Source organism: Rhodoferax sp. TS-BS-61-7 (genome assembly GCF_002943465.1).
Lineage (GTDB): Bacteria > Pseudomonadota > Gammaproteobacteria > Burkholderiales > Burkholderiaceae_C > Allorhodoferax.
Window position 1 is genome coordinate 23,263 of the sequence record NZ_PTQY01000002.1, and the last position, 24,577, is coordinate 47,839.

The window sequence follows — 24,577 nt, forward strand, 5'->3', positions numbered from 1 at the left end:
CCATCCCCCAAACGGGTGATTTGAACGAAATATGGCCCTGGACCTTGTGGAATATGCGCAAGCAGCTCCTGTTTTAGGAGCAAATTGTGTTGTTTATCCGCGCGCTTCACGGGCGGTGGCGGCCAGCAAGCCCACCCCCATGGTGCCCAGCAGCAGCCCGGCCACGCGGTTGGCGCCAGTCTTGCCACGGGCATAGGCCTGGCGCACACGCTGGCGAGAGAACAGGTAGGCCAGCAGCGTGTGCCACAGCAGGGCGTTGCCCACGATCATCAGCACCGCCGCGGCCTGCAGGGTGTGGCTGGGTGCGTGGGGAAACGACGCGGCAAACACACTGCCAAAAAACAGCGCCGACTTGGGGTTGGTGATGTTGGTCAGAAAGCCACGGCGAAACGCCGACCAGCCCGACATGCTGGCGCCTGCGCCACCCAGCTCAGGGCCGCTGGCCCGCCACAGGCGGCTGGCCACCCACAGCAAATACACGCCACCCACCACCTGCAGCCCCAGGCGTAGGCTTGGGAAGGCGCTGAACACCGCATTCACCCCCAACACCGCCGACACCGACCAGATGGCCGCGCCCACGGTGATGCCCAGGGCCGCACGCAGGGCGTTGGCGCTGTGGTCGCTGGCGGCCAGCTGGGACACCAGCAGCACGTTGGCGCCAGGGCTCATCATGGCCGCAACGTGGAGGACCCAAATGGTGGCAAGGGTGGTGAACATGGAGCTCCTGCAAAAAGGGATGCTGCGCCACCGTAGCGCAGCGGCATCACTCTACACCGGGACTGCGGGCAATACGGCCTGAACCGGGTCGCATGTGATATACATGCGCATGCCCTTCGCCATTGCACGCCAGTCACGTGCAGCACCCGCGAATCGGCTACCAGGGGAACCCTATGAAATCTGTCAAGAGCACAACTATGGCCGCAGTTTCTTCCACCACCGCCTTGCTGTTGGGCGCCTGTCTTGCACTGGCGCCTGCTGCCTGGGCGCTGGACAAACCCACCGATCCGGTGGTGCTCATCATCTCCGGGAATGTCAGCGTCACCAATGCGGGCAAGACGGCCGTCTTCAGCATGGAGATGCTGGCCAAGCTGCCGCAGCGCAAGGTGGTTACCAAGTCGCCCTGGTACCCGGCCGGTGCCGAGTTCACCGGGCCGCTGCTGCGCGATGTGCTGGCCGCCGCCGGTGCCAAGGGCAGCAAGATCGTGGCGGTGGCCCTGAACGACTACAAGACCGACATTCCGTTTGACGATGCCACCCAGCACGACGTGATTCTGGCCAGGTTGATGAACGGCAAGCCCATGCCGGTGCGCGAAAAAGGCCCTTTGTTTGTGGTCTACCCGCTGGACGCCAAGCCCGAGCTGCAGTCGCAGGTCTACTACAACCGCTCGGCCTGGCAGCTGGCGCGGCTCATCGTGCAGTAAGGCGCTTCACCACACACGGGAGGGCGGCCGATGAAGCGCAGCAAACTGCTGATGGCGCTGATCGTTGCAGGCCTGGCGGGTCTGTACCTCGCCATTGGCGTGGTGCAGTTTCGCCAGCACGACAGCCTCAAGCGCGTCATGCTCAAGAGCGACCGCGAGGCGCTATGGACCTTCTTCCAGCTGGAGAGCGAGTACCTGCGCTTCAGCAACGCGCTGAACCAGCGCGTCCTGTCCTCCCAAAGCATCACCATGGAGCAGCTGCAGCTGCGCTACGACATCTTTGTCAGCCGCACCAGTGCGCTGGACCGCACCGATATGCGCGGCCTGATCAACGACCAGGAGGTCTACAAAGAGGCGCTGGCCTCGCTCAAAGACTTTATGGCGCTGGCGGACCGCACCTTTGGCAACGCCGATGCCCGCCGCCAGCCCGACCCTGCGGGCCTGCAGGAGCTGAAAGACCTGCTTGACGCCCTGAAGGACCCGATCCGTGACCTGACTGTGGAAGCCGGGCAGTCCTCGGCGCTCACGGTGGATGCGCGTACCGCCGAGGTCAAATCGCAGCTCACCACCAATGCAGCCCTAACCGTGTTTTTGTGCGGGCTGACCCTGCTGTTTGCCATAGCCACGTTGCGCCAGAGCCGCCAGCGTATTGCCGCGCAGGCCGAGTCCATGCGCAGCCAGATGGAGCTGGCCGGTGCCGCAGCCCGGCTGGAAAAAGACGCCGCCCTGCGCGCAGCGGAAGACCAGTTGCGCGAAATCACCGAGGCCTTGCCACTGGCCATTTTTCGGGCCCACCGCGACACGGCGGGCCGTCTGAACTTTACCTACTTCAGCCACCAGATCGAGGCGCTGTGGGGCGTGCTCCCGCAGGCCATCGTGGCCGACAGCGCCGCGTTTTTCAGCCGCGTGCACGTAGAGGACAGCCGCCAGCTGCAAGCCTTTGGGGCGGCCGCCTCGCAAACGCTGGAGCCATGCAACCTGGACATGCGGGTGGGCGACCCGGGTGGCACACCGCACTGGGTCAACCTGGCGGCCACGCCCAAGCTGGAGGCCGATGGCAGCACCCTGTGGACCGGCTTTGTGCGCAGCATTGACGAACTCAAGCAGCGCGACGAGCAGCGCAAGGCCATGGAGGCCCACCTGGCCGCCCAGGCCAGCTTCCAGAGCGCGCTGGTGGACACCATTCCCTATCCCGTCTTCTACAAGGGGGCCGACGCCCGCTTTCTGGGCGTGAACCGGGCCTATGAGCGTGTGTTTGGTGTGCAGCGCGCCGATCTGCTGGGCAAGCGCGTGCTGGACCTGGAATACCTGCCGCCCGAAGACCGCCAGGCTTACCAGGCTGAGGACGAGGCCATCATCGCCACCACCGGCCACGCCCAGCGCGAGATGGTGATGCCGTTTGCCGACGGGCGCGCGCACGAAACGCTGTACTTTGTCTCCGGCTTTGCGGGGGCCGATGGCGCGCCCGCCGGGCTGGTGGGCACCTTTGTGGACGTGGCAGAGCAGAAGGCTGCCGAGCGCGCCATTGCCGAGGCCGCGCAGGAGCAGCGCGTGATTTTCGAGGCTGTGAGCCTGGGCGTGCTGCTGACCGTGGACCGCAAGATCAAGCGTTTTAACCGCGCCATCGAGACCATGTTTGGCTATGGCCCGGAGGTACTGCGCGGGCAGTCGACCGAGCTGCTGTACGCCAGCCCCGAGGCCTATGCGCAGGCCGGTGACGAGGCCTATGCCGTGATCTCCCAGGGCGCGCTGTACACCGGACAGCAGCATTACCAGCGCGAGGATGGCAGCCTGTTCTGGGCCAGTGTGCATGGCCGTGCGCTGGACATGGAACACCCCGAATGGGGCACAGTTTGGGTGCTGGAAGACATCACCGCCGCCCGCGAGGCTGCTGAAGAGCTGCAGCGCGCCAAGGATGCCGCCGATGCGGCCAGCCAGGCCAAGGGCGACTTTTTGGCCAATATGAGCCACGAAATCCGCACGCCCATGAACGCCATCATTGGCATGTCGCACCTGGCGCTCAAAACCGAACTCACGCCGCGCCAGCACGACTACATCAGCAAGATCCAGCAGTCGGGCCAACACCTGCTGGGCATCATCAATGACATCCTGGACTTCTCCAAGGTGGAAGCCGGCAAGCTGTCGATGGAGAGCATCCCGTTCGAGCTCGACAAGGTGCTGCAGAACGTGGCCACGGTGATTGTGGACAAGGCCAGTGCCAAGGGGTTGGAGCTGATTTGTGATGTTTCGCCCGAGGTGCCGCAAAGCCTGATTGGTGACCCGCTGCGCCTGGGGCAGGTGCTCATCAACTACGCCAACAACGCCATCAAGTTCACCGAAAAAGGCGAGATCAGCATTGCGGTGCGCCTCAAGGAGGGCTCGGACAATGAGGCGCTGCTGCGCTTTGAGGTGCGCGACACCGGCATTGGCCTCACGCAGGAGCAGATGGACCGGCTGTTCCAGAGCTTCCAGCAGGCCGATACCTCCACCACCCGCAAATATGGTGGCACTGGCCTGGGCCTGGCCATCAGCAAGAGTTTGGCCGAGCTGATGGGCGGCGCCGTGGGCGTGGAGAGCGAACATGGCAAGGGCTCCACCTTCTGGTTTACCGCGCGCCTGGGGCTGGGCGAGGCGCAAGCGCAGCTGCACCTCTCGCGCCACGATATCCAGAGCCGCTGCGTGCTGGTGGTGGACGACAGCGAACGCGCCGCCGCGGTGCTGGCCCACCTGCTCAGTTCGATTGGTTTTACCGTGGAATCCGCCTACTCCGGGCGCGAGGCCATCGACAAGGTGCGCCAGGCTGCGGCACGCGGCCAGGGTTTTGACATTCTCATGCTCGATTGGCAGATGCCCGATATGGACGGTATTGAAACCGCGCAACGCATCCGGGCCCTGGGCTTGAGCCCTGCGCCACACCCCATCATGGTGACCGCGTATGGCCGTGAAGAAGTGATCAAGAGTGCGCAGGAGGCGGGCATTGACGATGTGCTGATCAAGCCGGTCAATGCCTCGGTGCTGTTTGACACCATGCTGCGCGTGCTGGGCCATGCCGATGCGCAGGACAGCGTGCCCTATGCGGCGCGCTCGACCACGGCGCTGGGTCTGCTAGCCCCGTTGCGTGGTGCGCGGGTGTTGGTGGTGGAGGACAACGACCTGAACCAGCAGATTGCCCAAGAGCTGTTGAGCGATGCCGGTTTTGTGGTGGACGTGGCCGACAACGGCCGCATTGCCGTGGACAAGGTGGTGGCTGCCATGGCGGCCCAGGCCCCGTACGACATTGTGCTGATGGACATGCAGATGCCGGTGATGGACGGGGTGAGTGCGACCGAAGAGATTCGCCAGGATGCACGCCACGCCGAGTTGCCCATTGTGGCCATGACGGCCAACGCCATGCAGGTTGACCGGGACCGCTGCCTGGCCGCAGGCATGAACGACTTTGTCACCAAACCGATTGACCCCGATGCGCTATGGCAGGCGCTGGCACGCTGGATTCGCCCGCGGGCTGGTCTGGGCCAGGCGTCTGTTTTGGTGGGGGCCACAGGCCAGTCGCTGGAGGCCGTTTTGCCAGCGCCATTTGCCAGTGGCAGCGAAACCATTCCGCGCGACATTGCGGGCCTGGACACCCAACTGGGCCTGCGCCGTGTGATGGGCAAGGAGGCGTTGTACCTGAGCCTGCTGCGCAAGTTTGTGGCTGGCAACCAGGCTGGCCTGGAGCCGCTGGTCCAGGCGCTGGAGGCGGGCGACCGCGCCACCGCCGAGCGCATGGCCCACACCCTCAAGGGCGTAGCGGGCAACATTGGTGCCAGCGACCTGCAGGCCGCCATGGCCAAAGTGGAGCGCGCGCTGCACGACCAAGAACCCGCCGCGCAGGTGCAGGATTTGATGGACAAGCCCCGCAGCCTGCTGACCCAGTTGCTGGCCGATTTGGGGGCTGCCTTGCCGCCTGACGTTGCGGTGCCGGACAGCACTGCGGTGGACCCGGAGCAACTGGCGGCGGCCAGCCACCAATTGGCGGCTTTGCTGGCCGACGACGACTCGGAGGCTGCCGACGTGCTACGGCAACACGCGGCGCTGCTGCGTGCGGCGTGGGGGCCGGGCTTTCGCGCGGTGGAAGCGGCGGTGGATGCTTTCGATTTTGAAGCGGCCCTGCAGGCCTTGAATGCGGCGGTGGCGCAGGCTGCCATGGACACATGAACCAGGACCCCAGGCTATGAACTCACTCGACTTCACCGAAAAATCCACCGTGCTGGTGGTGGACGATACGCCCGAGAACCTGAGCCTGATGTCGGCCCTGCTCAAGGACCATTACAAGGTCAAGGTGGCCAACCATGGCGACAAGGGCCTGAAGATCGCCATGTCGGACAACCCACCGGATCTGATTTTGCTGGACATCATGATGCCGGATATCGACGGCTACGAGGTCTGCCGCCGCCTCAAGGCGCACGCGACCACGCGCGACATTCCGGTGATTTTTTTGACCGCCAAATCGGAAACCGAGGACGAGAAAAAAGGCCTGGAGTTGGGCGCGGTGGACTACATCACCAAACCCATCAGTCCGTCCATCGTGCTGGCGCGTGTGGCCACCCAGCTCTCGCTCAAGGCCAGTGCCGATTTTTTGCGCGACAAGAACGATTTTCTGGAACAAGAGGTAGCCAAGCGCACGCAGGAGGTGATGGCCATCCAGGAGGTCACCATCCTGGCCATGGCCTCCTTGGCCGAGACGCGCGATTCCGACACCGGCAACCACATCCGGCGCACCCAGTACTACGTCCAAGCGCTGGCTGAGGCGCTCAAACAGCACCCACGTTTCACCGGCTTTCTGACGCCCTACAACATCCAGATGTTGTTCCGTTCGGCGCCCCTGCATGACATTGGCAAGGTGGGCATTCCGGACTGCATCCTGCTCAAGCCCGGCCGCTTCACGCCCGAAGAGTTCGAGATCATGAAAACCCACACCACCCTGGGCCGCGATGCGATTGCGCATGCCGAAGACGCGCTGGGCACCAAGGTGGAGTTTTTGAGCATGGCCAAGGACATTGCGCTGTACCACCAGGAAAAATGGGATGGCACGGGTTACCCGGAAGGCCTGAGCGGCAACGCCATTCCGATCTCGGCACGGCTCATGGCCTTGGCCGATGTGTACGACGCGCTGATCAGCCGCCGTGTCTACAAAGAGGGTATGTCGCACGCGCAGGCGGTGGACATCATCGTGCAGGGCCGGGCAAGCCACTTTGACCCCGACATCGTGGACGGCTTTTTGGAGATCCAGGAAGAGTTTCGCGCCATTGCCCAGCGTTATGCCGACTCCGACACCGACCTGGAGAAGAAGGCCCAGTACCTCAGCACTGCAGCCGTCGGGGGTGCGACGTGAGCGCCCTGGCCTTTTTGGTGGTGGACGATTTTGAGTCCATGCGCAAGGTCACCAGCAACCAGCTCATGAGCCTGGGCCATAGCAAAATATTCACTGCCAAGGACGGCGTGCAGGCGCTCAAGGTCTTGCATGCCGAGGCGATTGACGTGGTGATCTCGGACTGGAACATGCCGGTGATGCACGGGCTGGATCTGCTCAAGGCCATTCGCAGCGATGCCAAGCTGCGCCTCTTGCCCTTCATCATGATCACGGCCGAGGTGGAGCGCACCCGTATCCAGGAGGCGATTGCCTGTGGGGTGAGCAATATTCTGGTCAAGCCCTATTCGGCGGCCAACCTGGAGTCGCGCATTGCGCGGGCCTTGCAGCCCGCACCCGCCTTGCAGCTGGGCGGCGACGGGGACGATGCGCAGGCCGCGGCCCCTGCCGCACCAGCCAGCGCAGCCGTGGCGCCACGCCCCACCATCCTGGTGGTGGACGACACGCCCGACAACCTGCACCTGCTCTCCGCCTTGTTCAAGGACGACTACAAGGTGCGTGTGGCCTCCAACGGTGAAAAGGCCCTGGCCATCTGCCATTCCGACACACCACCCGACCTGGTGCTGCTAGACATCATGATGCCGGGCATGGATGGTTTTGAGGTGGCGCAGCGCATGCGCGAGCACCCCAGCTCCGAACACATTCCGGTGATTTTTGTCACCGCCATGACCGACAACGACGCGCGGCTCAAGGGCCTCTCGATGGGTGCGGTGGACTTTGTCACCAAACCGGTAGACCCCGATGTGCTCAAGCCCCGTGTGCGCAACTTTTTGCGTTACGTGGAACTGCACAAACAGCTGCAGGCGGACTACGACTCCATGCAGGAGGCCGCACGCCTGCGCGAGGACGTGGAGCACATCACGCGGCACGACCTCAAGGGTTCACTGGCCGGTGTGTTGGGGTTGGTGCAGAGCCTGGCACAAGACAGCCGGCTCAGCCCCGACCAGACCGCGCAGCTGCGGTTGACGGAGCAAACCACGCTGCAAGTGCTGGACATGATCAACCTCTCGTCCGAGCTCTACAAGATCGAGACCGGGCGCTTCACACTGCAGGCCCAGCCGGTCAAGCTGGCCGAGGTGTTGAGCCGCCTGGTGGAAATTGCCAACAGCACCTACGCGGGCAAGCCGGTGGTGGTGGAGCTGCAGTCCGACAGCGCACCCGAGCAGGCCCCGCCGCAGGCGCTGGGGGATGCGATGTTGTGTTATTCGCTTTTCCAGAACCTCATCAAGAACGCCTGCGAGGCGTCGCCGGCGCAGGGCCGGGTGCTGGTGGCGCTGAATGGCAGCGATCCGCTGCAGGTGCTGATCCACAACCAGGGTGCGGTGCCGGTCGACATCCAGGAGCGGTTTTTCCACAAGTTTGTGACCCACGGCAAGCCCGGTGGAACCGGTCTGGGCACCTACTCGGCCAAGCTGCTGGCCACGGCCCAGGGTGGCGATGTGGCGCTGGACGTGTCCGACCCACAGGGCACCTCCATCACCGTCACGCTCCCCCGCGTTTCATAGTGTTTTAGGCCTGTAGCCCTTATGGAGTATGCGCAAGCAGCTCCTGATTTTGTAGCGTTTTTTCCCCGGTCTGGAATACCGAAACCACCCCCACCAGCGCACTGGCCTGGGCTTTGAGGCTGCTGGCTGCGGCTGCCATTTCTTCCACCAGCGCGGCGTTTTGCTGCGTCACCTGGTCCATTTCGCCCACGGCTTCCCCAATCTGTGAAACGCCGGCGCTTTGGTCCGCGCTAGCGGTACTGATCTCACCCACGATATTGCTTACCTTGCGGATGGCGTTCACCACCTCGGCCATAGTGCTGCCCGCACGGTCCACCATCGCCGTGCCTTGCTCCACGCGTTGCACGCTGGTGCTGATGAGTTGTTTGATCTCTTTGGCCGCCTCGGCACTGCGGCCGGCCAGGCTGCGCACCTCGGATGCCACCACCGCAAAACCACGGCCCTGTTCTCCCGCACGGGCGGCTTCCACCGCTGCGTTCAGCGCCAGGATGTTGGTCTGGAATGCAATCCCGTCAATCACCTGGATGATGTCCTCGATCTTGCGGCTGGCCTCATTGATGCCCTTCATGGTCTGCACCACCTGGCCCACCACCTCGCCACCTTGCACGGCCACGGTGGAGGCGTCCAGCGCCAGCTGGTTGGCGTGGCCCGCACTCAGCGCGTTTTGCCGCACCTTGGCGTTCAGGTCTTCCATGCTGGCGGCGGTTTCTTCCAGTGCGCCGGCCTGGTGTTCGGTGCGGCTGCTCAGGTCGTGGTTGCCCTGGGCAATTTCGGCGCTAGCGGTGGCCACGCCGTCTGCCCCGTCGCGCACCGCGTGCACGATGCGCGTGAGCGAGGCCTGCATACGCGCCATGGCGGCCACTACGCTGCGCGTGTCGCCGCTGCGTACCGCTATCGGGGTGGCCAGGTTGGCATCGGCAATGCTGCGCGCCAGCTGCGCCACATAGGCCGGCTGCCCGCCCAACTGGCGCAACAGGCGCCGTGTGATGAACACGGCCAGCACCATGGACAGCAGCACCGACATGGCCGACACCGCGGCCAGCATCAGGTTGGCCCGCTGCACCGAGCTGCGGCCAGCCGCCTTGGCCGTTTCAGCCTCGGCCACATGGGCCGCCCAGAGTTTTTGTACGGCGTCGTAAGCGCCCTGGTAGGCCAGCTGGCTGGGTCCGGTGAAATAGTCGCTGGCCTCCACCGCGCGTTCGGATTCGGCGCCTGCGGCCGAGTTGGACATTTGCAGGAAGGTGCTGCGCGAGGCATTGAATTGGGCCAGCGCATCGGTCAGTGTTTTGACTTCGGCCGCCTGGTCTTGGGCACCCCCGGTGGCGGTGTAACGCTGCAGGGCCGTGTCCAGCGCTTTTGCGGCAGTTTTGACGGCGGTTTCTTCCCGGTCCTTGGCGGGCATGGTCAGCGCCGCCAGGTGGCTCAGCTCGGCGGTGCGCACCAGCTGCAGCCGATCGTTCACTTCGCTGAGTGCGGTGAGCGTGGGCAGGGTCTGGTCCACCAGTGACTGCAAGTCCTGGTTGATGGCCGCAATACGGCTCCAGCCAGTCAGCGCCAGCAGCAGTACGAGGGCGACGACGGCGGCAAAGGCGGCGCCCAGTTGGCGCCCGATGGTCCAGACGGTGTGACTTGGCATGGCGGTGTTCCTGGTCATGGGTAGTAGCCGGCCAGGCGCATCAGCTGGTCGGTTTTGGCCTGCGCCTTTTGCAGCGCTTGGTCCACGGTTTGTTTGCCCGCCAGCGCATCGCGGATCTCGGCGCCGGTGATCTCGCCAATGTCCTGAAACTCGGGGATGGCCACAAACTGCACGCCCACATAGGGAGCCTTGCCCTCGGTGGCATCGCGCGGGTTGGCGGTCACCATGGCAATCGCCTCGGTCATGGCAAAACGCGCGGCCTTGGTGAACTCGGGGCGCTGGTAGGTCGACAGGCGGGTGCCGGAGGGCATGGCCGCCCAGCCGTTGGTTTGGGCCACCAGGCGCAGGTAGGGCTCGGACGTGGCCCACTGCACAAAACGCTGGGCCGCATCGGCATTTTTGCTGCTGGCCGGTATGGCCAGCGCCCAGGACCAGAGCCAACCCGCGCCCTTGGGCGTGACTGCAGTGGGGGCCAGCGAGAATCCGGTGACGCTGGCCACCTTGCTGAACTTGGAGTCGATCAGTGCGCCACCGGCGCTGGTGGCGTCCACCCAGATGCCACATTTGCCCTGGGCAAACAGGTCCAGGTTTTCGTTGAAGCTGTTGGCCACCGCGTTGGGCGGGCCGTACTGGGTGAGCAGCTTCACGTAAAACGACACCGCATCCTTCCACGGCTTGGTGTGGATCTGCGGACGCCAGGCCATGTCAAACCACTGGCCCCCAAAGGTGTTGACCATGGTGCCCAGCAAAGCCATGTTGTCGCCCCAGCCGGCACGCCCGCGCAGGCAGATGCCGTAGACGCCGGCGGCGGGGTTGTGGATCTTGGCCGCAGCCGCGGCGATCTGCTCCCAGGTGGGGCGGTTGTGGATGCTGAGCCCGGCCTTGTCAAACAGGTCGGTGCGGTACATGGTCATCGAACCTTCGCCATAGAAGGGCGCGGCGTACAGGCGCTTGTTGTACGAGAGGCCGTCGCGCACCGTGGGGATCAGGTCCTTGACGTTGTAGGCGTCGGTGGGGGTGATCTCGCGCAGCCAGCCTTTGGCGGCCCAGATGGGTGTTTCGTACATGCCAATGGTGACCACATCAAACTGGCCGCCCTTGTGGGTGACGTCCGCACTCACGCGCTGGCGCAGGTCGGCCTCTTCCATGGTGGTCCACTTCAGGCGGATGTCGGGGTTGGCCTTTTCGAAATGCACACTGAGCTTTTGCATCTCGATCATCTGCCGGTTGTTCACCGTGGCCACGGTGATATCGGTGGCCAGGCAATTTGCCCCCCACGCACCCAGGCACAGCACAGCCACGTGCAGCCGATTCCAACAACGTTTTGTTTTCATAACCCATACGATCCAGTGACACACTGGAGCGGAGGTTAGGGCCCGGTACTGTCTTGCGCCAATACCCAGCTTGCGCCGGTTTGTACCGTGCCTTCAATATCGGCTAGGGCTTTCCCTAGCGGTGCAGGTGAGCGCCAAAAAAGTACTGGTGCACTGCCGATTGCGTATGGGCCTTGCCTTATGGCGCGTTGGCCCAGTGCCTCGCATCGTGCTGCAGTGACTGGCACAGTGCATTGGCACTGGCGTGGGCTGAGATGAGCAGTTGCGCCCAGTCGGCCTGCTCGGCCTGCCAGACACCCAGGCCGCGCTCAAAGGCCTCGGGCATGGAGGCCAACAGGCTGGCCACCCGCTGCGGGGCACGTTTGGCCATGGCTAGGGCAACCAGACAGCCCGCAGGCACCTGCTCGGGCCCGGCATCACGGGCCATGCCCTTGGCCAGCGTGCCCAGGCTGCCAATCAGCAAGCCCACGTCGCAGCCCAGGGCCACCCAAGCGTCACGCTGGGTGTGCCAGGGGGCGGCAGGCACGGCCAACCCCAGTTGCTGGGCCACCAGGCGCACCACCTCGGCGCCGTGGTCTGGCGTTTGGGCCAGCGTGCCGCTGAGTTGCACGGTCAGGGCGTCGGTGGCGCTGTGCGCCAGCCGCTGCAGTCCGCGCAGCAGGGGGGCTGCGGCATCGGGGGCACCCAGGGTCTGCAGGCGCTGAGTGCAGCGCTGCACATCGGTGCGCAGCCGCTCCAGCACATCGCGGGTGATGAGCACGGTGGCCGTGTCCACCAGGTCCTGCTTGGTGCAGGCAAAGTGCACATAGGGCACGGCGTCGGGGTTGAACAGGCCCACGGTCTCCTTGAGGCTTTTGACCAGCGGAATCGCCAGGCTGCCAGCGCGCCCGCTGTCGCGCACGATCTTGGGGGCATCAAACAAATCGACCTTGCAGGTGCCGACGATGGAGACTGCGGCCGAGGCCGGAATCACGCCGCACTGCGCTTGTGCCTGGGCCAGCGCAGCCTCCACACGCAGCATGGCGGCCACAAAACGCTGGGCACCAAAGGCGTCCAGCACCTCGGGCGGGTGCAAAAAATCGTCGAAGACGCTGCTCATGGCACCTCAGCGCACAGCTTGTTTCAGGCGCAGTTGATTGGGCAGGGGCACCGAGCGGCGCAACACGTCTTCACCCAGCCACAACGCGGCGCGGCGCGCGCGCGCGGCCACGGTTTCCAGCGGCATTTGCTGGTAGTCGTCGTTGAACACCTCAAAGCTGTAGTCGCCACGGTAACCCAGCTGGTGCAGCTTGAGCACCAGTTCGGCCAGCGCCTCGCTGTGCACACCTTCGCCGGGGAACACGCGGAAGGTGCGCGCGGTGGTGATGCGTTCTTCCACCGTTTTGATCTCGTTCCACATGAAATCGGCCAGCTGCACCAGGAAGATTTTGCTGGGGTCCAGAATCTCCAGCTCTTCCAGCGGGGTCTTGGTGGCAAACAGGTGGAAGGAGTCAAAGCCCAGGCCCAGGTTGGGCATGTCGGCCTGCATGATGAGGTCCCACGCCTGGGGAAACTCATTGATGGTGCGGCCCCAGGACAGCGCCTCAAACGCGATCTTGATGTTCATGGGGATGGCCAGCATGGCCAGCTTGCGCAGGTCACGCACCAGAGCGTCGGTATCGCCGGTGGCATGCGTCGAGGTGCTGGAGCAGGCCAGCATCACGCGGCAGTCCAGTGCCGCGCACATCTCCATCATGCTCTTGGCAATGTCCACCTTGTACTCGTGCAGGTGGCCGCTCAGGCCTTCAAAGTCGCGCAGCACCTGAAAGCCGGTGACGCGCAGGCCACTGTCTTTCACTTCCTGCACAGCGGCCTGCCAGCCATCGGGGTGGCTCACCAGGTCGCGGGCCAGCAGCATCACCTGCGTGAAGCCAGCGGCTTTCATGGCGGAGAGTTTGGCCTTGAGCGGACCGGCCAGCGAGATGGTGTCCATCCCGAAGTCGTCAAATTTGCCTTCGAATTGGCTCATGGTGGTCTAGCTCCGCACGTGGTGGACCAGCTCGAACATGGCGTTACCCATGGTCGGGCGGGTCAGCGCACCCTTGTCGTCCTGCGCCGGGTCTTTGGACGGCACAAAGTCCACGCCACGGGTGCGCAGCGCGGCCACGGTGGCTTGCACGTCCGGCGTGCCCAGGCCCACACGTTGGAAACACTCGTCGTCTTCCACGTCCAGCACACCGGGTTCGGGCTCGATGAGTTGCAGGTAAAAAGTCTTGCACGGGCTTTGCAGAATGCGGCCTTTGGGCAAGATGCCAAAGCGGGTTTCGGGCTCCAGTGCGGTGAAGCCGAACAGCGCGCTGTAAAACTCGGTCCAGTCGTCCACACGGTCGTTACCGATGTACTGCACCACACCAAAGAAGTGCAGGCCGGTGATGGCGGGCGGGTTCTTGTCCACCGCGGGCACGGGGGTGAAGTCCACGTCGTAGATGGAGAACTCGCGGTGCCGGTCGACAAAATAAATGCGGCTGTTGCCCACCCCATGCACGGCGGGGATGTGCAGCTCCATCACCTCCACCTGCACCGGCACGGCCCAGGCGCCGCGTGTGAGCGCGCGCTGGTAGGCAGCGGTGGCATCTTGCACACGCAGGGCGATGGCGGCAATTACCGGTTTCTCGGTCAGGGCGGCACCGCGGCCATGCGCGTTAACGATGACGTTGATATCACCCTGGCGGTACAGCAGCACCTCGCGCGAACGATGGCGTGCAATCGGGCGAAAACCCATCGCCTCCAGAACCTGGCCCAGCGCCTGCGGCTTGGAGGTGGCGTACTCGATGAACTCGATGCCTTCCAACCCCAGCGGGTTGGGGCCTTCGTCAATGTGTTCGCGGTCTGCGCCGCTAGGGCGTGGGGTGGTGGTGTTGGCCATAAAGACTCCCTAAAAATCCAGAAATTAAACCGTCGCAGGTGCTGCGCTGGCTTGGTGCGCACCGCCCAGGAACAGGCGTTCGATGTTCGGGTCCGCCAGCAATTCCGATGCCGGCTTTTGCAGCACCAGGCGGCCCGACTCCAGCGCAATGGCCTCGTCCGAAATCTTCAGCGCGCTCTTCACGTTTTGTTCCACCATGAGCACCGTAGTGCCCTGGTCGGCCAGCTTGCGCAAGAGCTTGAACACATCGGCCACCACCATGGGCGACAGGCCAATGGAGGGCTCGTCGATCAGGATGACCTTGGGGCGCAGCAAGAGGGCGCGGCCAATCTCCAGTTGCTTTTGCTCGCCGCCCGACAAGGCAGAGGCGGCCGAGTGCAGGCGCTCCTTCACGCGCGGGAAAAATTCCAGCACCTCGGGGATACGTTCGTGCGTGGTTTTCATACCCAGCGTGATGCCGCCCAGCTCCAGGTTCTCCCACACGCTGAGCTGGCCAAACAGGTTGCGACCCTGTGGCACAAAAGCAATGCCCTGGGCCAGCAGTTGCTTTTGCGTGGCGCCGGCCACACTCACACCGTCCAGCAGGATGTCGCCCTGGCGCGGCTTGAGCAGGCCGAACAGCGCCTTGAGCACGGTGGATTTGCCCGCGCCATTGGGTCCGAGCAGCAGGGTGATGGTGCCGCGCTTGGCCTTGAACGACAGGTTGTTCAGGATCATGAAATCCTTGTAACCCGCCACCACGTCCTTGAATTCAATGCAGGTGTCAGTGCTCATGCTTCAGCTCCCGAGGTAGGCGTCCAGCACCTGTTTGTTGCTGCGGATTTCTTCCGGCGTGCCGATGGCCAGCACCTGGCCCTCCACCATCACCATGATGCGGTGGCACAGGTCCATCACAAAGTCCATGTTGTGTTCGATAACGACAAATGAACTCTTCTTGCCGAACTTGGGGTTGCGGTTGAGTTCTTTCAGCAGCGTGCTGATGCCACCCACCAGGCTGGGGTTCACGCCTGCACAGGGCTCGTCCAGCAGCACCAGGTCGGGCTCGCTCATGAAGGCCATGGCAATGTCCACCAGCTTCTGCTGGCCGTAGCTCAGCTCGCCGGCTTTTTTGTCGGCCACGTGGCGGATGCGGAACTGGTCGATCAGCGCATCGGCCTTGGCGCCCAGGCCCGAATCGGAGGGCGCGAACATGCGGCTCAGCATGCTGCCTTGGTGCTCCTGCGCGGCCACGATCAGGTTGTCGCGCACCGTCATCTTGCCAAACACCTGTAGCGTCTGGAAGGTGCGGCCCACGCCCAGGCGGTTAAGTTCCAGCGGGCCGGCTTGGGTCACGTCTTTGCCGTTGAGCTCGATCTGGCCGGCGTCCGGCGTGATCTGGCCCAGCATGCTGTTAAACAGCGTGGTCTTGCCCGAGCCGTTGGGCCCGATCACACCGAAGATTTCTCCGGGCATGACTTCGAAGGACACACCACCCACGGCCTGGATGGCGCCGTAGGCCTTTTTGATATTGGTCACTTTAAGGACGGGCTGGCTCATTGTTGGGCTCCCTGTTGTTGGGCGACCGCAGCGCGGGCGGCACTGGCTTCGCGCGCCTGGCGCTTGGCCTTGATGCGGTCGGGAATGCTCAGCAGGCCATCGGGTAGCCAGATCATCAAGAGCACCACGGCGGCGCCAAAGACGAACAGGTACCAGGCCTGCGCAAAACGCAGCCACTCCGGCAGGATCACACCCACGGCCGAGCCCAGCAAGGGGCCCAAAAAGTAACCCGGGCCACCAACGACGACCATCAGGTACATCATGATGGACGCGCCCACGGTGAAGGGGGCGGGTTCGATGAACTGGACCAGCGAGGCGAACAAGGCACCGGCAATGCCCGCATACACCGCGCCAATGGCAAAACTCAGTAGCGTGTAAGAGCGGGTGTCTAGCCCCAAGCTCTCGGCACGGATGGGGTTGTCACGCAGCGCGGTAAACGCCTTGCCCCAGGGGCTGCGCAGCAGGCCCCATTGCAGGGCGCCCAGCAGCACGGTGGTGGCCAGCACAAAGTAGTAGTAGGCCAGGTTGCCTTCCAGCGAAAAGCCGGCCAGGCTGGGGCGGGCAATGTTATTGATGCCAAAGGTGCCACCCGTCAGCCACTCTTCGTTGCGCATGACCAGCCACACCGCGGTGTTGAAACCCAGCGTGGCAAAGGCCAGGTAAATGGTCTGCACGCGCAGTGCTGGAAACCCCAGCGCAATGCCGACAAAAAAGCAGATCAGCGCGGCCGCCGGCAGGCCCAGCCAGAAGCTGATGCCCGCTTTCATCATGATGGCCACGGTATAGGCACCGATGCCAAAGAAGGCCGCGTGGCCCAGGGACTTTTGCCCGGCGTAACCCACGGTCAGGTTCAGGCCCATGGTGGCGATGACAAACACCAGCCAGTAGGACAGCAGGTACACCCCATAATTTTTAAGAAAAGGCGGTGCAGCCAGCAGCAGTACTGCGCAAGCAGCTATCAAAATGAGAGTGAGTTTTTTCATGTCAGACCTTGCGTTCGACTTTCTTGCCCAGCAGGCCTTGCGGCTTGAACAGGATCACGACCATGAAGATGACCAGTGCCACCGCGTCTTTGTAGGCCGGGGAGATGTAGGCCGCGGCCAGGTTTTCGCACACGCCCACAATCAGCCCGCCCAAGAGCGCGCCGCGCGAGTTGTTGAAGCCGCCGATGATGGCCGCGAAGAAGGCCTTGTTGCCCAAGGATTCGCCCATGTCGAACTTGGCGAGATACGTGGGGGTGACCAAGAGGGCCGCAGCCACCGCCAGCACCGCGTTGATTGCAAAGGCGTAGAAGATCATGCGCGGCACGTTGATGCCCAGCACCGAGGCACTCTCGGTGTTTTGCGCCACGGCCTGCATGGCGCGGCCGGTCACGGTTTTGGTCATGAAGGCCTGGGTGGCAAACACCAGCACCAGCGCGATGCTGAAGGTGCCCACATCGGCCAGCGTGATGGTCACGCCCGCGATGTTGAACAACTTGTCGGCAAACAGGCTGGGGAAGGGGTGGGCCTCGGCGCTGTAGCCGGCACGCAGGCCGTTGCGCATGGCAATCGACAGGCCAATGGTGGCCACGACGATGGGCATCATGCCGTACTTGAACAGCGGGTCCACCAGGCCCCGCTTGAACACCCAACCCAGCAGAAACACCGCCAGCACCACGGTCATGCTGAAGCTCACTGCCATGGGCGCGCCCAGGCTCAAAAAGCCCAGCATCATGAAGGCTGGCAGCATGACAAACTCGCCCTGGGCGAAGTTGATGGTGCCGCTGGCCTGCCACAGCAGGGTGAAGCCCAGCGCAGCCAGGCCGTAGATGGCCCCGGTGGCCATGCCACTGAAGAGCAGTTGGAGAAAGTCGGTCATGGGGGATCCCGTGGTGTGGCGCGTTGGGCGTTCAGGCGCAGGCTTACTTCTTGGCCGGGGCGGCGGGTTTGGCAGCTGCCGCGGGTTTGTTGATCGCCATGGGGTTGAGCGGGGGCAGCGTGGCCACTACCACTTGCTGGCCGTTTTTCACTTCCACCAGGAAACTCTCGCGGTCCAGGTCGCCGTTCTGGTCAAAGGCCACGTTCATCAGGATGCCGGGTTCCTTGTCGGTGGTGACCACCAGGCTGTGCAGCGCGTTGGCCACGGCCTTGCGGTCGAGCTTGCCGACCTTTTCGATGGCGGCCTTGAGCGTGTAGATGCCGGAGTAACCCTTCATGCCGTTGTGGTCGGACACATATTTGTAGTCGCGCTCGAACTTGGCGCGGAACGCGCGGATCGCGGGCAGCGGGGCGTCCACGGTCAGGCCCACGTGGGCAATCGCGCCGTTGGCGGCTTCACCGGCCAGTTCAATGACCTTTTGGCCGGTCAGTGTGGTTTCGCCAATGATGGGTTTATTCCAGCCTTGTTTGCGGAACTCGCGCAGCATGCGGGCCGACTCTTCTTCGTTGGAGTAGACAAACACGCCGTCGGCGCCGCTTTGTTTGGCCTTGAGCACGGCAGCCGAGAAGTCGACCTGGCCGGAGTCGGTGGAGATTTCGGTGACGATCTTGGTGGGCGACTTGTCCAGCGCCTTCTTGATCATGTCCAGGCCGCCCTTGCCAAAGTCGTTGTTCACATAGATGACGGCCAGGGTCTTGAGCTTGGCCTGGTCGCTGATGTAACGCGCCACCTTGGGCATGGCCGTGGCCTGGGTGAAGCTGGTGCGGAAGATGTAGGGGTTGCCCTGCATGGTGATGCTGGCCGCCTCGCCACCGGTGAAGTTGGGGATCTCGGCCTTGCGGCTCTCGGCCATGGACACCATGATGGAACCCGAGAACACCGGGCCGAAGATGGCGAACACCTCATCGTCCACGGCCTTTTGCGTCAGGCCCTTGGCCACGCCGGGGTTGGACTGGGTATCGGAGGTGATGGTCTGGATCTTCTTGCCCAGAATGCCGCCTGCGGCGTTGATTTCCTTCACGGCCAGTTCCACGCCGTTTTTGAAGTTGGTGCCGGCCGTGGCACCGCCGCCGGACAGCTCCACAATGTTCGCGATTTTGATAGTTTCTTGACCAAAAGAGGCGCTAGCCCCCATCAGCATTGCGCAAGCAGCTATCAATTTGAGAGTATTTCGTTTTTGCATGTCATTGTCTCCTCGGTTGAATAAATAAGAATGCCAGGGTGAAAAGCGGTGGGGGATCGCGTCAGAGCAGCGCAGGGATCAGCAGGTGCGGCTCGCGCCCGCGGATTTCGCTGCGCAGCGTGCTCGGGTAAATCTGTTCGCGCAGAAAGGTGGCGTCGGTGCGCACCAGTTCGGCGGCAGTGTGTTGGCCAAAAAACTCCAGGTAGGGCACGGTTTGCTGGATCAGCATTTCAAAACCGGGCTGGGCCAACAGGCCTCGGGCCCGGGCCGCGCGCACCCAGGGGCTGGGTTGGTGCTTCATCACAATGTCCATCACCGCCGCGTGTGGCTCCATGCGCAATACGTCGCAGGGCAAGGCGTCGTCCGGCTGCAGGCCCAGTGGGCTGGCGTTGATCACCAGGTCAAACCCGGCGGGGTCGTTGCTGCTAGCGGCCAGCACCTGGGCGGGGGTGTGGCGGGCAATACGGCTGGCTACCGCCTCGGCTTTGCCGGGTACCGGGTCAAACAGGCTCACGTGGGCCGCAGCGCCCGGCATGGCGCAGGCCAGCTCCGTGGCAATGGCGGCGGCGGCACCCCCCGCGCCCAACACCAGCACGCGCCGGCTGGCGTAGGCCATGCCAAAGTAGTCCAGTGCAGCGCGCAGGCCCTGGCCATCAAACAAGGCGCCTTCAAGCCGTCCGTCGGCGTGGCGGCGCACCGCGTTCACGGCGCCGGCAATGCGGCCCATGGGGCTGCAGTCGTCCACCCACTCGGCCAGCACGGTTTTGTGCGGAATGGTGGCGCACAGGCCTCGGATATTGGGGGCCAGGAACGCAGCCTTCACAAATTCCAGCACCTGACCAGGCGCAATCTGCACCGGCACCATCACCGCATTGAGGCCCGCGCGGGCAAACACGGCGTTGAACAGGGCGGGCGCCTGCACCTGCGCCACGGGGTGGCCGACGATCAAATACACGTCGGTAGTGCCCGAGAGAGCGGATGTGGCGGCGGAGTGCATAAGAATGTACGGTTGTCGATCAATTTGGCAATTTCGGAGCGAACTTTAGCCAGGGCCAATGGTTTTAAAAAGCAAAATCTACCTAAAAAGATCGTTTATCGAACATGTTTGTTCGATGATCGTTCGTAATGCGGGTTATCACTAGGGCGAACGGTGGGTGTAGACCCCCAGAATTTGGCCCATGCCAAGCACTGCCAACACGCCACCCGCCCTGACTGAACCCGAGTTGCCCGGGCTGGATAAGAAAGACTGGATTGCCGGGCTGGAAAAAGGCCTGTCCATCATCGAAACCTTTGACGACGCCCACCCGCGCATGACCGCCAGCCAGGCTGGCGAGCGCTGTGGCATGACACGCACCGCCGCGCGCCGTTACCTGCTCACCCTGCAGTACCTGGGCTATGTGGCCACCGACGGCAAGCTGTTTTGGCTGACCCCGCGTGTGCTGCGCCTGGGCCAGTCCTACCTGGAGTCGGCAAGGCTGCCGCGCATCGTGCAGCCGTTTTTGCAGCGGGTGACGGCGGGCACCCAAGAGATTGCCTACGTGTGTGTGATGGATGGTGACGACATCGTCTACATCGCCCGCAACGGCACCAACCGCACCATGAACACGGGGTATGTGCTGGGCGCGCGCGTGCCGGCGCAGGTAACCGCCGCGGGCATGTTGTTACTGTCCATGCGTGACCCCGAGTGGCTGGACCGCTGGATTACGGCCCGCGAACTGCGCGCCTACACCTCCCACAGCATCGCCAGCAAAGACCGGCTGCGCGTGGAACTGGCACGCATTCGTATGCAGGGCTGGGCGGTGTCGGAGCAACAGCTGGAACTGAACCACCGCGGTGTGGCCGTGCCGCTGATGGACCGGCACAGCGTGCTGGTGGGGGCGCTGAACGTGACCATGCCCATGGGCAATGAGTCAACCGACGACGCCGTGAACCGCGTGTTGCCCGTGCTGCAGGAGACCGCACGCGCGATGCGCAACCTGATTTGAAACAAGGAGACCAACGAATGAGCAAAGGTTATTGGGTGGCGCGTGTGGATGTGACCGACCCTGAAAAGTACAAGACTTACATCACTGCCAACGCGGTGGCATTTGCCAAATACGGGGCGCGGTTTTTGGTGCGCTCGGGTGCCTTTGAGGCGGTGGAGGGCACGGCGCGTAGCCGCAATGTGTTGATTGAATTTCCGAGTTACCAGGCGGCGCTGGATTGCTGGAATTCGGCGGAGTACAAGGCGGCGCGGGACTGCCGGGTGGGGGCGGCTACGGCGGATGTGATTGTGATTGAGGGGTATGACGGGCCTCAGCCTGGGTGACTCTTTTTCATTCTTTTTGTGCATGCACCGGTTTTTTTAACACCCACTCCCCCAGCCCCTCGCCCCGTCGGCGAGGGGAGCTTTTAACAGCCGTATTTATCTGTTGGGCGCCGGATACGTGGCTACTGGGGTGAGGTTGCCACCGTTGCTTCACTCCACGGCCAGTGCCTGCGGTTGTGGATACCTCGGATATGTTTGTTTGCCAACGCTGGCGGCTGCGCACGCCAGTGGCTCCGCGCCAGCACATCCGCGTTTTCCACAACCGTTAGTTCGGGCCTTGGCGTACCCACCCGTTGGCGACGGTCCTTGTGTAGCAACCTTGTCGGAGACAGCCCCCAAATCGGCTGTTCAAAAGGCTCCCCTCGCCGACGGGGCGAGGGGCTGGGGGAGTGGGTGTTAAAAAAAAGCGGTCCAACCCAACCAACTAAATCCAGCGAAAGACCAAGGGGCCGCCTCACCCCACCAACACCCTCCCCGCAGTCGCCAGCACACACTGACTCAACCGCGCCAATTCGGGCAAGGGCAACTTGGCCACCTGCCAGTACAGCGGAATGTCTAGCGGCCGGTCCGGCAGCAGCTCTACCAGGCGACCCGCAGCCAAGTGCTCCTGTACCAGCGCCAGCGGGTTCATACCCCAGCCAATGCCTGCCAGTGCCCCGTCGATAAACGCCTGGGACGAGGGCATGCGGTGGGCTGGCAGGGCCAGGTCTTTGCGCACCACGCGGCGTACCCATTGCTCCTGCAGGCGGTCGTTGCGGTCAAACACCAGGCTGGGCGCGCGGGCCAGGGCCTCGGCGTTCACGCCCGTGGCAAACCAGCGCTGCATAAAGGCGGGCGATGCCGTGGCGCAGTAACGCAGCGCGCCCAGCTTGCGGCTGCGGCAGCCTTGCACCGGTTTGGCCAGCGAAGTGACCGCCGCTAGCACCTGGCCGCGGCGCAGCCATTCGCTGGTTTTGTCCTGGTCGTCCAGCGCAATGTCCAGCAGTGGGGTACCCGTTTCACAAAACTTCTGCATGGTGGGTACAAACCAGGTGGCCAGGCTGTCGGCGTTGATGGCAATGCGGATGGTGGTGTGGGGCGCCGCTGCGTCGTCCTGCCGCAGCGCGGGCATGTCGCGGCGCAGGTCGTTCTCCAGCAGGGCCACGGTGTCGGCATGGCGGCACAGGCGGGCGCCGGCCTCGGTGGGCGTGCAGGGCTGGCCGCGCACCACCAGCACGGTCCCTACACGTTCCTCGGCCAGGCGGATGCGTTGGGACACGGCAGAGGGGGTGATGTGCAGGGTGCGGGCGGCGCGCTCAAAGCTGCCTTCGCGCACCACGGCGGCCACAGTGGCCAGCAGGGCAGTGTCGAGCATAGTGATTTAAGTTAAGTAGTGCTGTTTCTACATTAGCAGGTTTCAGTAGTCTGTGGGGTCCTGCATGGCGATACTGCGGGCATGTCTTCTTCCTTCAGCTTCTCTGTATTCCTCACCGGGTTGACGCTCAGCCTGTCGCTCATCATGGCCATTGGGGCCCAGAACACGCATGTGTTGCGCCAGGGCCTGCGCCGCGAACATGTGGCTGCCGTGGTGGCGGTGTGTGCGCTGCTCGACGTGGTGCTGATGGCCCTGGGCGTGAGCGGGCTGGCGGCCTCGCTGGGCCAGTACCCTGGCGCGCTGGATGCGCTGGGCCTGCTGGGGGCTGCGGTGCTGGCGGTGTATGGCGCCCTGGCCTTGCGCCGGGCCTTGCAGCCCGCAGCGCTGCAAACGGCAGCAGCCGGTGTGCCGGTGTCAGCTTCGCGCATGGTGGCGCAGACCTTGTCCCTGAGCCTGCTCAACCCCCATGTGTACCTGGACACGGTGATTCTGGTGGGCGCGGTGGGGGCCAAGCAGCCGGCTGGCACACAGGGCGCATTTTTACTGGGTGCGGCCTGTGCCAGCACGGCCTGGTTTGTTGCGCTGGGTTATGGTGCGCGCGTGCTCACGCCCTTGTTTGCCAAGCCGCTGGCTTGGCGCCTGCTGGACCTGCTGGTGGCCGGCATGATGTGGACGATTGCTGCCGGGCTGGTGCAGCGCAGCCTGCACCTGTGAGCCGCGCCTAGCTGCCCGACATGAGTTTGTGCACCAGGTCGGCGGTGGTGGAGGCCTTGTACTTGCGCATCAACCGGGCACGGTAAATCTCCACCGTGCGGTGACTGATGTCCAGTGTTTTACCAATGTGTTTGGAGGTCAGACCCTGCATCAGGTGGGCCGCCACCTCGCGTTCGCGGGGCGTCAGTTCGGCTTTGACGGGGCGGCGCGCGCTCAGGTCTTCAAAACTCCAGATGCCGGCCTCGTGGGGGGCATCGCGGTTCAGCGCCCGCCCGGTCACGTGGCACCAAAAGGTCTCGCCCTTGAAGCGGCCTTCTAGCCGTTTCATGATGCGGTCGTCGGCGTAAGTGCCGTTGCGGTTGAGGATGGGGACCATGCGCGCACCAATACGTTCGTACTCGTCGGCGCTGGGGTAGAGCACCTGGAAGGACTGGCCGATGAGCTGCGTCCGTTCGGCCCCAAACATGTCACACAGGCGCTGGTTGCAGTCCACCATGGTGCGGTTGCGCGAGAGTGCCAGGCCCACTGGGGCCATGTCGAACGCGAGGCGGTAGTCAATGTCCATAGGGTTGCGCTTTACGGGGAACTACGTAGGGTCATACGTAGTATCGTACGGCCGTTGCTTCTTTTTATGGAGACCTGTTGTGAACAAGATCTATCCCAGTGCCGCCAAGGCACTTGAAGGCATCGTCCAGGACGGCCAGCTGCTGGCCGTGGGCGGTTTTGGCCTGTGTGGCATTCCCGAGGCATTGATTGACGCGCTGCGCGACAGCGGTGCCAAGAACCTGACCGCCATCTCCAACAACGCAGGGGTGGACGGCTTTGGCTTGGGCAAGCTGCTGGAGACGCGCCAGATCAAGAAGATGATTTCTTCGTACGTGGGTGAGAACAAGGAGTTTGAACGCCAGTACCTGGCAGGCGAGCTGGAGTTGGAGTTCACGCCCCAGGGCACGCTGGCCGAGAAGCTGCGCGCTGGCGGCGCAGGCATTCCGGCTTTCTTCACCAAGACCGGTGTAGGCACTATCGTGGCCGACGGCAAGGAACTGCGCGAGTTCGACGGCGAGACCTATGTGATGGAACGTGCCCTGGTGCCCGATGTGGCGCTGGTGAAGGCACACCGCGCGGACAAATCCGGCAACCTGCAGTTCCGCTTTACCGCACGCAACTTCAACCCTGCGGTGGCGATGGCCGGCAAGATCACGGTGGTGGAAGTGGAAGAGATTGTGGAAACCGGTGATATTGCGCCGGACCAAGTGCATTTGCCCGGTATTTATGTGCACCGCATTGTGCTCAACGCCACACCGGAAAAACGCATCGAGAAACGAACCATCACTGAAAAGGCGGGGGTGTAATC

22 protein-coding genes are annotated in these 24,577 nt (G+C 63.5%); 8 read left to right on the forward strand and 14 right to left on the reverse strand.

Going from position 1 to position 24,577, the window contains the following annotated elements; translation table 11 throughout:
* Positions 1–93 precede the first annotated feature (93 nt).
* A complete protein-coding gene (locus C5F53_RS05930; protein WP_105260460.1) occupies positions 94–717 on the reverse strand; it encodes a LysE family translocator in 624 nt (207 codons plus the stop codon).
* Positions 718–914: 197 nt separating this feature from the next.
* Here C5F53_RS05930 and C5F53_RS05935 point away from each other — a divergent pair, with 197 nt between their 5' ends.
* The 4 genes from C5F53_RS05935 to C5F53_RS05950 are packed head-to-tail and all read left to right on the forward strand — an operon-like array spanning position 915 to position 8,333.
* The gene (locus C5F53_RS05935; RefSeq protein WP_105260461.1) at positions 915–1,421 is read left to right on the forward strand and encodes a molybdopterin-dependent oxidoreductase; all 507 of its coding nucleotides are present in this window, start codon (positions 915–917) and stop codon (positions 1,419–1,421) included.
* A 30-nt stretch (positions 1,422–1,451) separates the two neighbouring features.
* Positions 1,452–5,615, forward strand: coding sequence for a response regulator (locus C5F53_RS05940; RefSeq protein WP_105260462.1), 4,164 nt, complete (start codon positions 1,452–1,454; stop codon positions 5,613–5,615).
* Between the two features lie 16 nt (positions 5,616–5,631).
* Positions 5,632–6,792 (forward strand): two-component system response regulator, encoded by a 1,161-nt coding sequence (locus C5F53_RS05945; protein ID WP_105260463.1) that lies wholly within the window; start codon positions 5,632–5,634, stop codon positions 6,790–6,792.
* The gene (locus C5F53_RS05950; RefSeq protein ID WP_236635264.1) at positions 6,789–8,333 is read left to right on the forward strand and encodes a response regulator; all 1,545 of its coding nucleotides are present in this window, start codon (positions 6,789–6,791) and stop codon (positions 8,331–8,333) included. Before C5F53_RS05945 ends, C5F53_RS05950 begins: the two co-directional genes overlap by 4 nt.
* A gap of 19 nt (positions 8,334–8,352) precedes the next feature.
* On the opposite strand, the gene C5F53_RS20665 is transcribed toward C5F53_RS05950, so the two are convergent.
* The 11 genes from C5F53_RS20665 to C5F53_RS06005 form a co-directional block, all read right to left on the reverse strand.
* On the reverse strand, positions 8,353–9,969 hold the full coding sequence (locus tag C5F53_RS20665; protein WP_105260946.1) for a methyl-accepting chemotaxis protein: 1,617 nt from the start codon (positions 9,967–9,969) through the stop codon (positions 8,353–8,355).
* A gap of 14 nt (positions 9,970–9,983) precedes the next feature.
* The gene (locus C5F53_RS05960) at positions 9,984–11,303 is read right to left on the reverse strand and encodes a sugar ABC transporter substrate-binding protein (protein ID WP_105260464.1); all 1,320 of its coding nucleotides are present in this window, start codon (positions 11,301–11,303) and stop codon (positions 9,984–9,986) included.
* Positions 11,304–11,481: 178 nt separating this feature from the next.
* Complete coding sequence (locus tag C5F53_RS05965; protein WP_105260465.1) at positions 11,482–12,402, reverse strand: lyase family protein; 921 nt, start codon at positions 12,400–12,402, stop codon at positions 11,482–11,484.
* 6 nt (positions 12,403–12,408) lie between these two features.
* Positions 12,409–13,311 (reverse strand): sugar phosphate isomerase/epimerase, encoded by a 903-nt coding sequence (locus C5F53_RS05970; RefSeq protein WP_105260466.1) that lies wholly within the window; start codon positions 13,309–13,311, stop codon positions 12,409–12,411.
* Between the two features lie 6 nt (positions 13,312–13,317).
* Positions 13,318–14,208 carry a 4-hydroxyphenylpyruvate dioxygenase gene (locus C5F53_RS05975; RefSeq protein WP_105260467.1) on the reverse strand — a complete coding sequence of 297 codons (891 nt, stop codon included), beginning with the start codon at positions 14,206–14,208 and terminating at the stop codon, positions 13,318–13,320.
* A gap of 24 nt (positions 14,209–14,232) precedes the next feature.
* Positions 14,233–14,982, reverse strand: coding sequence for an ABC transporter ATP-binding protein (locus C5F53_RS05980; protein WP_105260468.1), 750 nt, complete (start codon positions 14,980–14,982; stop codon positions 14,233–14,235).
* 3 nt (positions 14,983–14,985) lie between these two features.
* Positions 14,986–15,744: an ABC transporter ATP-binding protein gene (locus tag C5F53_RS05985; RefSeq protein ID WP_105260469.1), complete on the reverse strand. Its 759-nt coding sequence runs from the start codon at positions 15,742–15,744 to the stop codon at positions 14,986–14,988.
* Positions 15,741–16,727, reverse strand: coding sequence for a branched-chain amino acid ABC transporter permease (locus tag C5F53_RS05990; RefSeq protein WP_105260470.1), 987 nt, complete (start codon positions 16,725–16,727; stop codon positions 15,741–15,743). The genes C5F53_RS05985 and C5F53_RS05990 overlap by 4 nt, the downstream gene beginning before the upstream one ends.
* Position 16,728: 1 nt before the next feature.
* Positions 16,729–17,604 (reverse strand): branched-chain amino acid ABC transporter permease, encoded by an 876-nt coding sequence (locus C5F53_RS05995; RefSeq protein WP_105260471.1) that lies wholly within the window; start codon positions 17,602–17,604, stop codon positions 16,729–16,731.
* A 43-nt stretch (positions 17,605–17,647) separates the two neighbouring features.
* Entirely contained in the window at positions 17,648–18,847 is a 1,200-nt protein-coding gene (locus C5F53_RS06000; protein ID WP_105260472.1) for an ABC transporter substrate-binding protein, read from the reverse strand.
* A gap of 61 nt (positions 18,848–18,908) precedes the next feature.
* The gene (locus C5F53_RS06005) at positions 18,909–19,844 is read right to left on the reverse strand and encodes a shikimate dehydrogenase (RefSeq protein ID WP_105260473.1); all 936 of its coding nucleotides are present in this window, start codon (positions 19,842–19,844) and stop codon (positions 18,909–18,911) included.
* 181 nt (positions 19,845–20,025) lie between these two features.
* Here C5F53_RS06005 and C5F53_RS06010 point away from each other — a divergent pair, with 181 nt between their 5' ends.
* Both C5F53_RS06010 and C5F53_RS06015 read left to right on the forward strand, forming a co-directional pair.
* Entirely contained in the window at positions 20,026–20,832 is an 807-nt protein-coding gene (locus C5F53_RS06010) for an IclR family transcriptional regulator C-terminal domain-containing protein (protein WP_105260474.1), read from the forward strand.
* Positions 20,833–20,849: 17 nt separating this feature from the next.
* Complete coding sequence (locus C5F53_RS06015; RefSeq protein ID WP_105260475.1) at positions 20,850–21,155, forward strand: DUF1330 domain-containing protein; 306 nt, start codon at positions 20,850–20,852, stop codon at positions 21,153–21,155.
* A gap of 454 nt (positions 21,156–21,609) precedes the next feature.
* Here C5F53_RS06015 and C5F53_RS06020 read toward each other — a convergent pair whose 3' ends face one another.
* Entirely contained in the window at positions 21,610–22,509 is a 900-nt protein-coding gene (locus tag C5F53_RS06020; protein ID WP_105260476.1) for a LysR family transcriptional regulator ArgP, read from the reverse strand.
* Positions 22,510–22,590: 81 nt separating this feature from the next.
* Here C5F53_RS06020 and C5F53_RS06025 point away from each other — a divergent pair, with 81 nt between their 5' ends.
* Positions 22,591–23,223 (forward strand): LysE/ArgO family amino acid transporter, encoded by a 633-nt coding sequence (locus tag C5F53_RS06025; protein WP_105260477.1) that lies wholly within the window; start codon positions 22,591–22,593, stop codon positions 23,221–23,223.
* 7 nt (positions 23,224–23,230) lie between these two features.
* Here C5F53_RS06025 and C5F53_RS06030 read toward each other — a convergent pair whose 3' ends face one another.
* Positions 23,231–23,788, reverse strand: a complete 558-nt coding sequence (locus tag C5F53_RS06030; protein WP_105260478.1) for a PAS and helix-turn-helix domain-containing protein — start codon at positions 23,786–23,788, stop codon at positions 23,231–23,233.
* Positions 23,789–23,867: 79 nt separating this feature from the next.
* On the opposite strand from C5F53_RS06030, the gene C5F53_RS06035 reads away from it, so the two are divergent.
* Positions 23,868–24,575: a CoA transferase subunit A gene (locus tag C5F53_RS06035; RefSeq protein ID WP_105260479.1), complete on the forward strand. Its 708-nt coding sequence runs from the start codon at positions 23,868–23,870 to the stop codon at positions 24,573–24,575.
* Positions 24,576–24,577 lie beyond the last annotated feature (2 nt).

Excerpts from the sequence above, each read along its gene's own strand:
- C5F53_RS05930 (WP_105260460.1), bottom strand. The coding sequence starts at position 717 with ATGTTCACCACCCTTGCCACCATTTGGGTCCTCCACGTTGCGGCCATG.
- C5F53_RS05935 (WP_105260461.1), top strand. The coding sequence starts at position 915 with ATGGCCGCAGTTTCTTCCACCACCGCCTTGCTGTTGGGCGCCTGTCTT.
- C5F53_RS05940 (WP_105260462.1), top strand. The coding sequence starts at position 1,452 with ATGAAGCGCAGCAAACTGCTGATGGCGCTGATCGTTGCAGGCCTGGCG.
- C5F53_RS05945 (WP_105260463.1), top strand. The coding sequence starts at position 5,632 with ATGAACTCACTCGACTTCACCGAAAAATCCACCGTGCTGGTGGTGGAC.
- C5F53_RS20665 (WP_105260946.1), bottom strand. The coding sequence starts at position 9,969 with ATGCCAAGTCACACCGTCTGGACCATCGGGCGCCAACTGGGCGCCGCC.
- C5F53_RS05960 (WP_105260464.1), bottom strand. The coding sequence starts at position 11,303 with ATGAAAACAAAACGTTGTTGGAATCGGCTGCACGTGGCTGTGCTGTGC.
- C5F53_RS05965 (WP_105260465.1), bottom strand. The coding sequence starts at position 12,402 with ATGAGCAGCGTCTTCGACGATTTTTTGCACCCGCCCGAGGTGCTGGAC.
- C5F53_RS05970 (WP_105260466.1), bottom strand. The coding sequence starts at position 13,311 with ATGAGCCAATTCGAAGGCAAATTTGACGACTTCGGGATGGACACCATC.
- C5F53_RS05975 (WP_105260467.1), bottom strand. The coding sequence starts at position 14,208 with ATGGCCAACACCACCACCCCACGCCCTAGCGGCGCAGACCGCGAACAC.
- C5F53_RS05980 (WP_105260468.1), bottom strand. The coding sequence starts at position 14,982 with ATGAGCACTGACACCTGCATTGAATTCAAGGACGTGGTGGCGGGTTAC.
- C5F53_RS05985 (WP_105260469.1), bottom strand. The coding sequence starts at position 15,744 with ATGAGCCAGCCCGTCCTTAAAGTGACCAATATCAAAAAGGCCTACGGC.
- C5F53_RS05990 (WP_105260470.1), bottom strand. The coding sequence starts at position 16,727 with ATGAAAAAACTCACTCTCATTTTGATAGCTGCTTGCGCAGTACTGCTG.
- C5F53_RS05995 (WP_105260471.1), bottom strand. The coding sequence starts at position 17,604 with ATGACCGACTTTCTCCAACTGCTCTTCAGTGGCATGGCCACCGGGGCC.
- C5F53_RS06000 (WP_105260472.1), bottom strand. The coding sequence starts at position 18,847 with ATGCAAAAACGAAATACTCTCAAATTGATAGCTGCTTGCGCAATGCTG.
- C5F53_RS06005 (WP_105260473.1), bottom strand. The coding sequence starts at position 19,844 with ATGCACTCCGCCGCCACATCCGCTCTCTCGGGCACTACCGACGTGTAT.
- C5F53_RS06010 (WP_105260474.1), top strand. The coding sequence starts at position 20,026 with ATGCCAAGCACTGCCAACACGCCACCCGCCCTGACTGAACCCGAGTTG.
- C5F53_RS06015 (WP_105260475.1), top strand. The coding sequence starts at position 20,850 with ATGAGCAAAGGTTATTGGGTGGCGCGTGTGGATGTGACCGACCCTGAA.
- C5F53_RS06020 (WP_105260476.1), bottom strand. The coding sequence starts at position 22,509 with ATGCTCGACACTGCCCTGCTGGCCACTGTGGCCGCCGTGGTGCGCGAA.
- C5F53_RS06025 (WP_105260477.1), top strand. The coding sequence starts at position 22,591 with ATGTCTTCTTCCTTCAGCTTCTCTGTATTCCTCACCGGGTTGACGCTC.
- C5F53_RS06030 (WP_105260478.1), bottom strand. The coding sequence starts at position 23,788 with ATGGACATTGACTACCGCCTCGCGTTCGACATGGCCCCAGTGGGCCTG.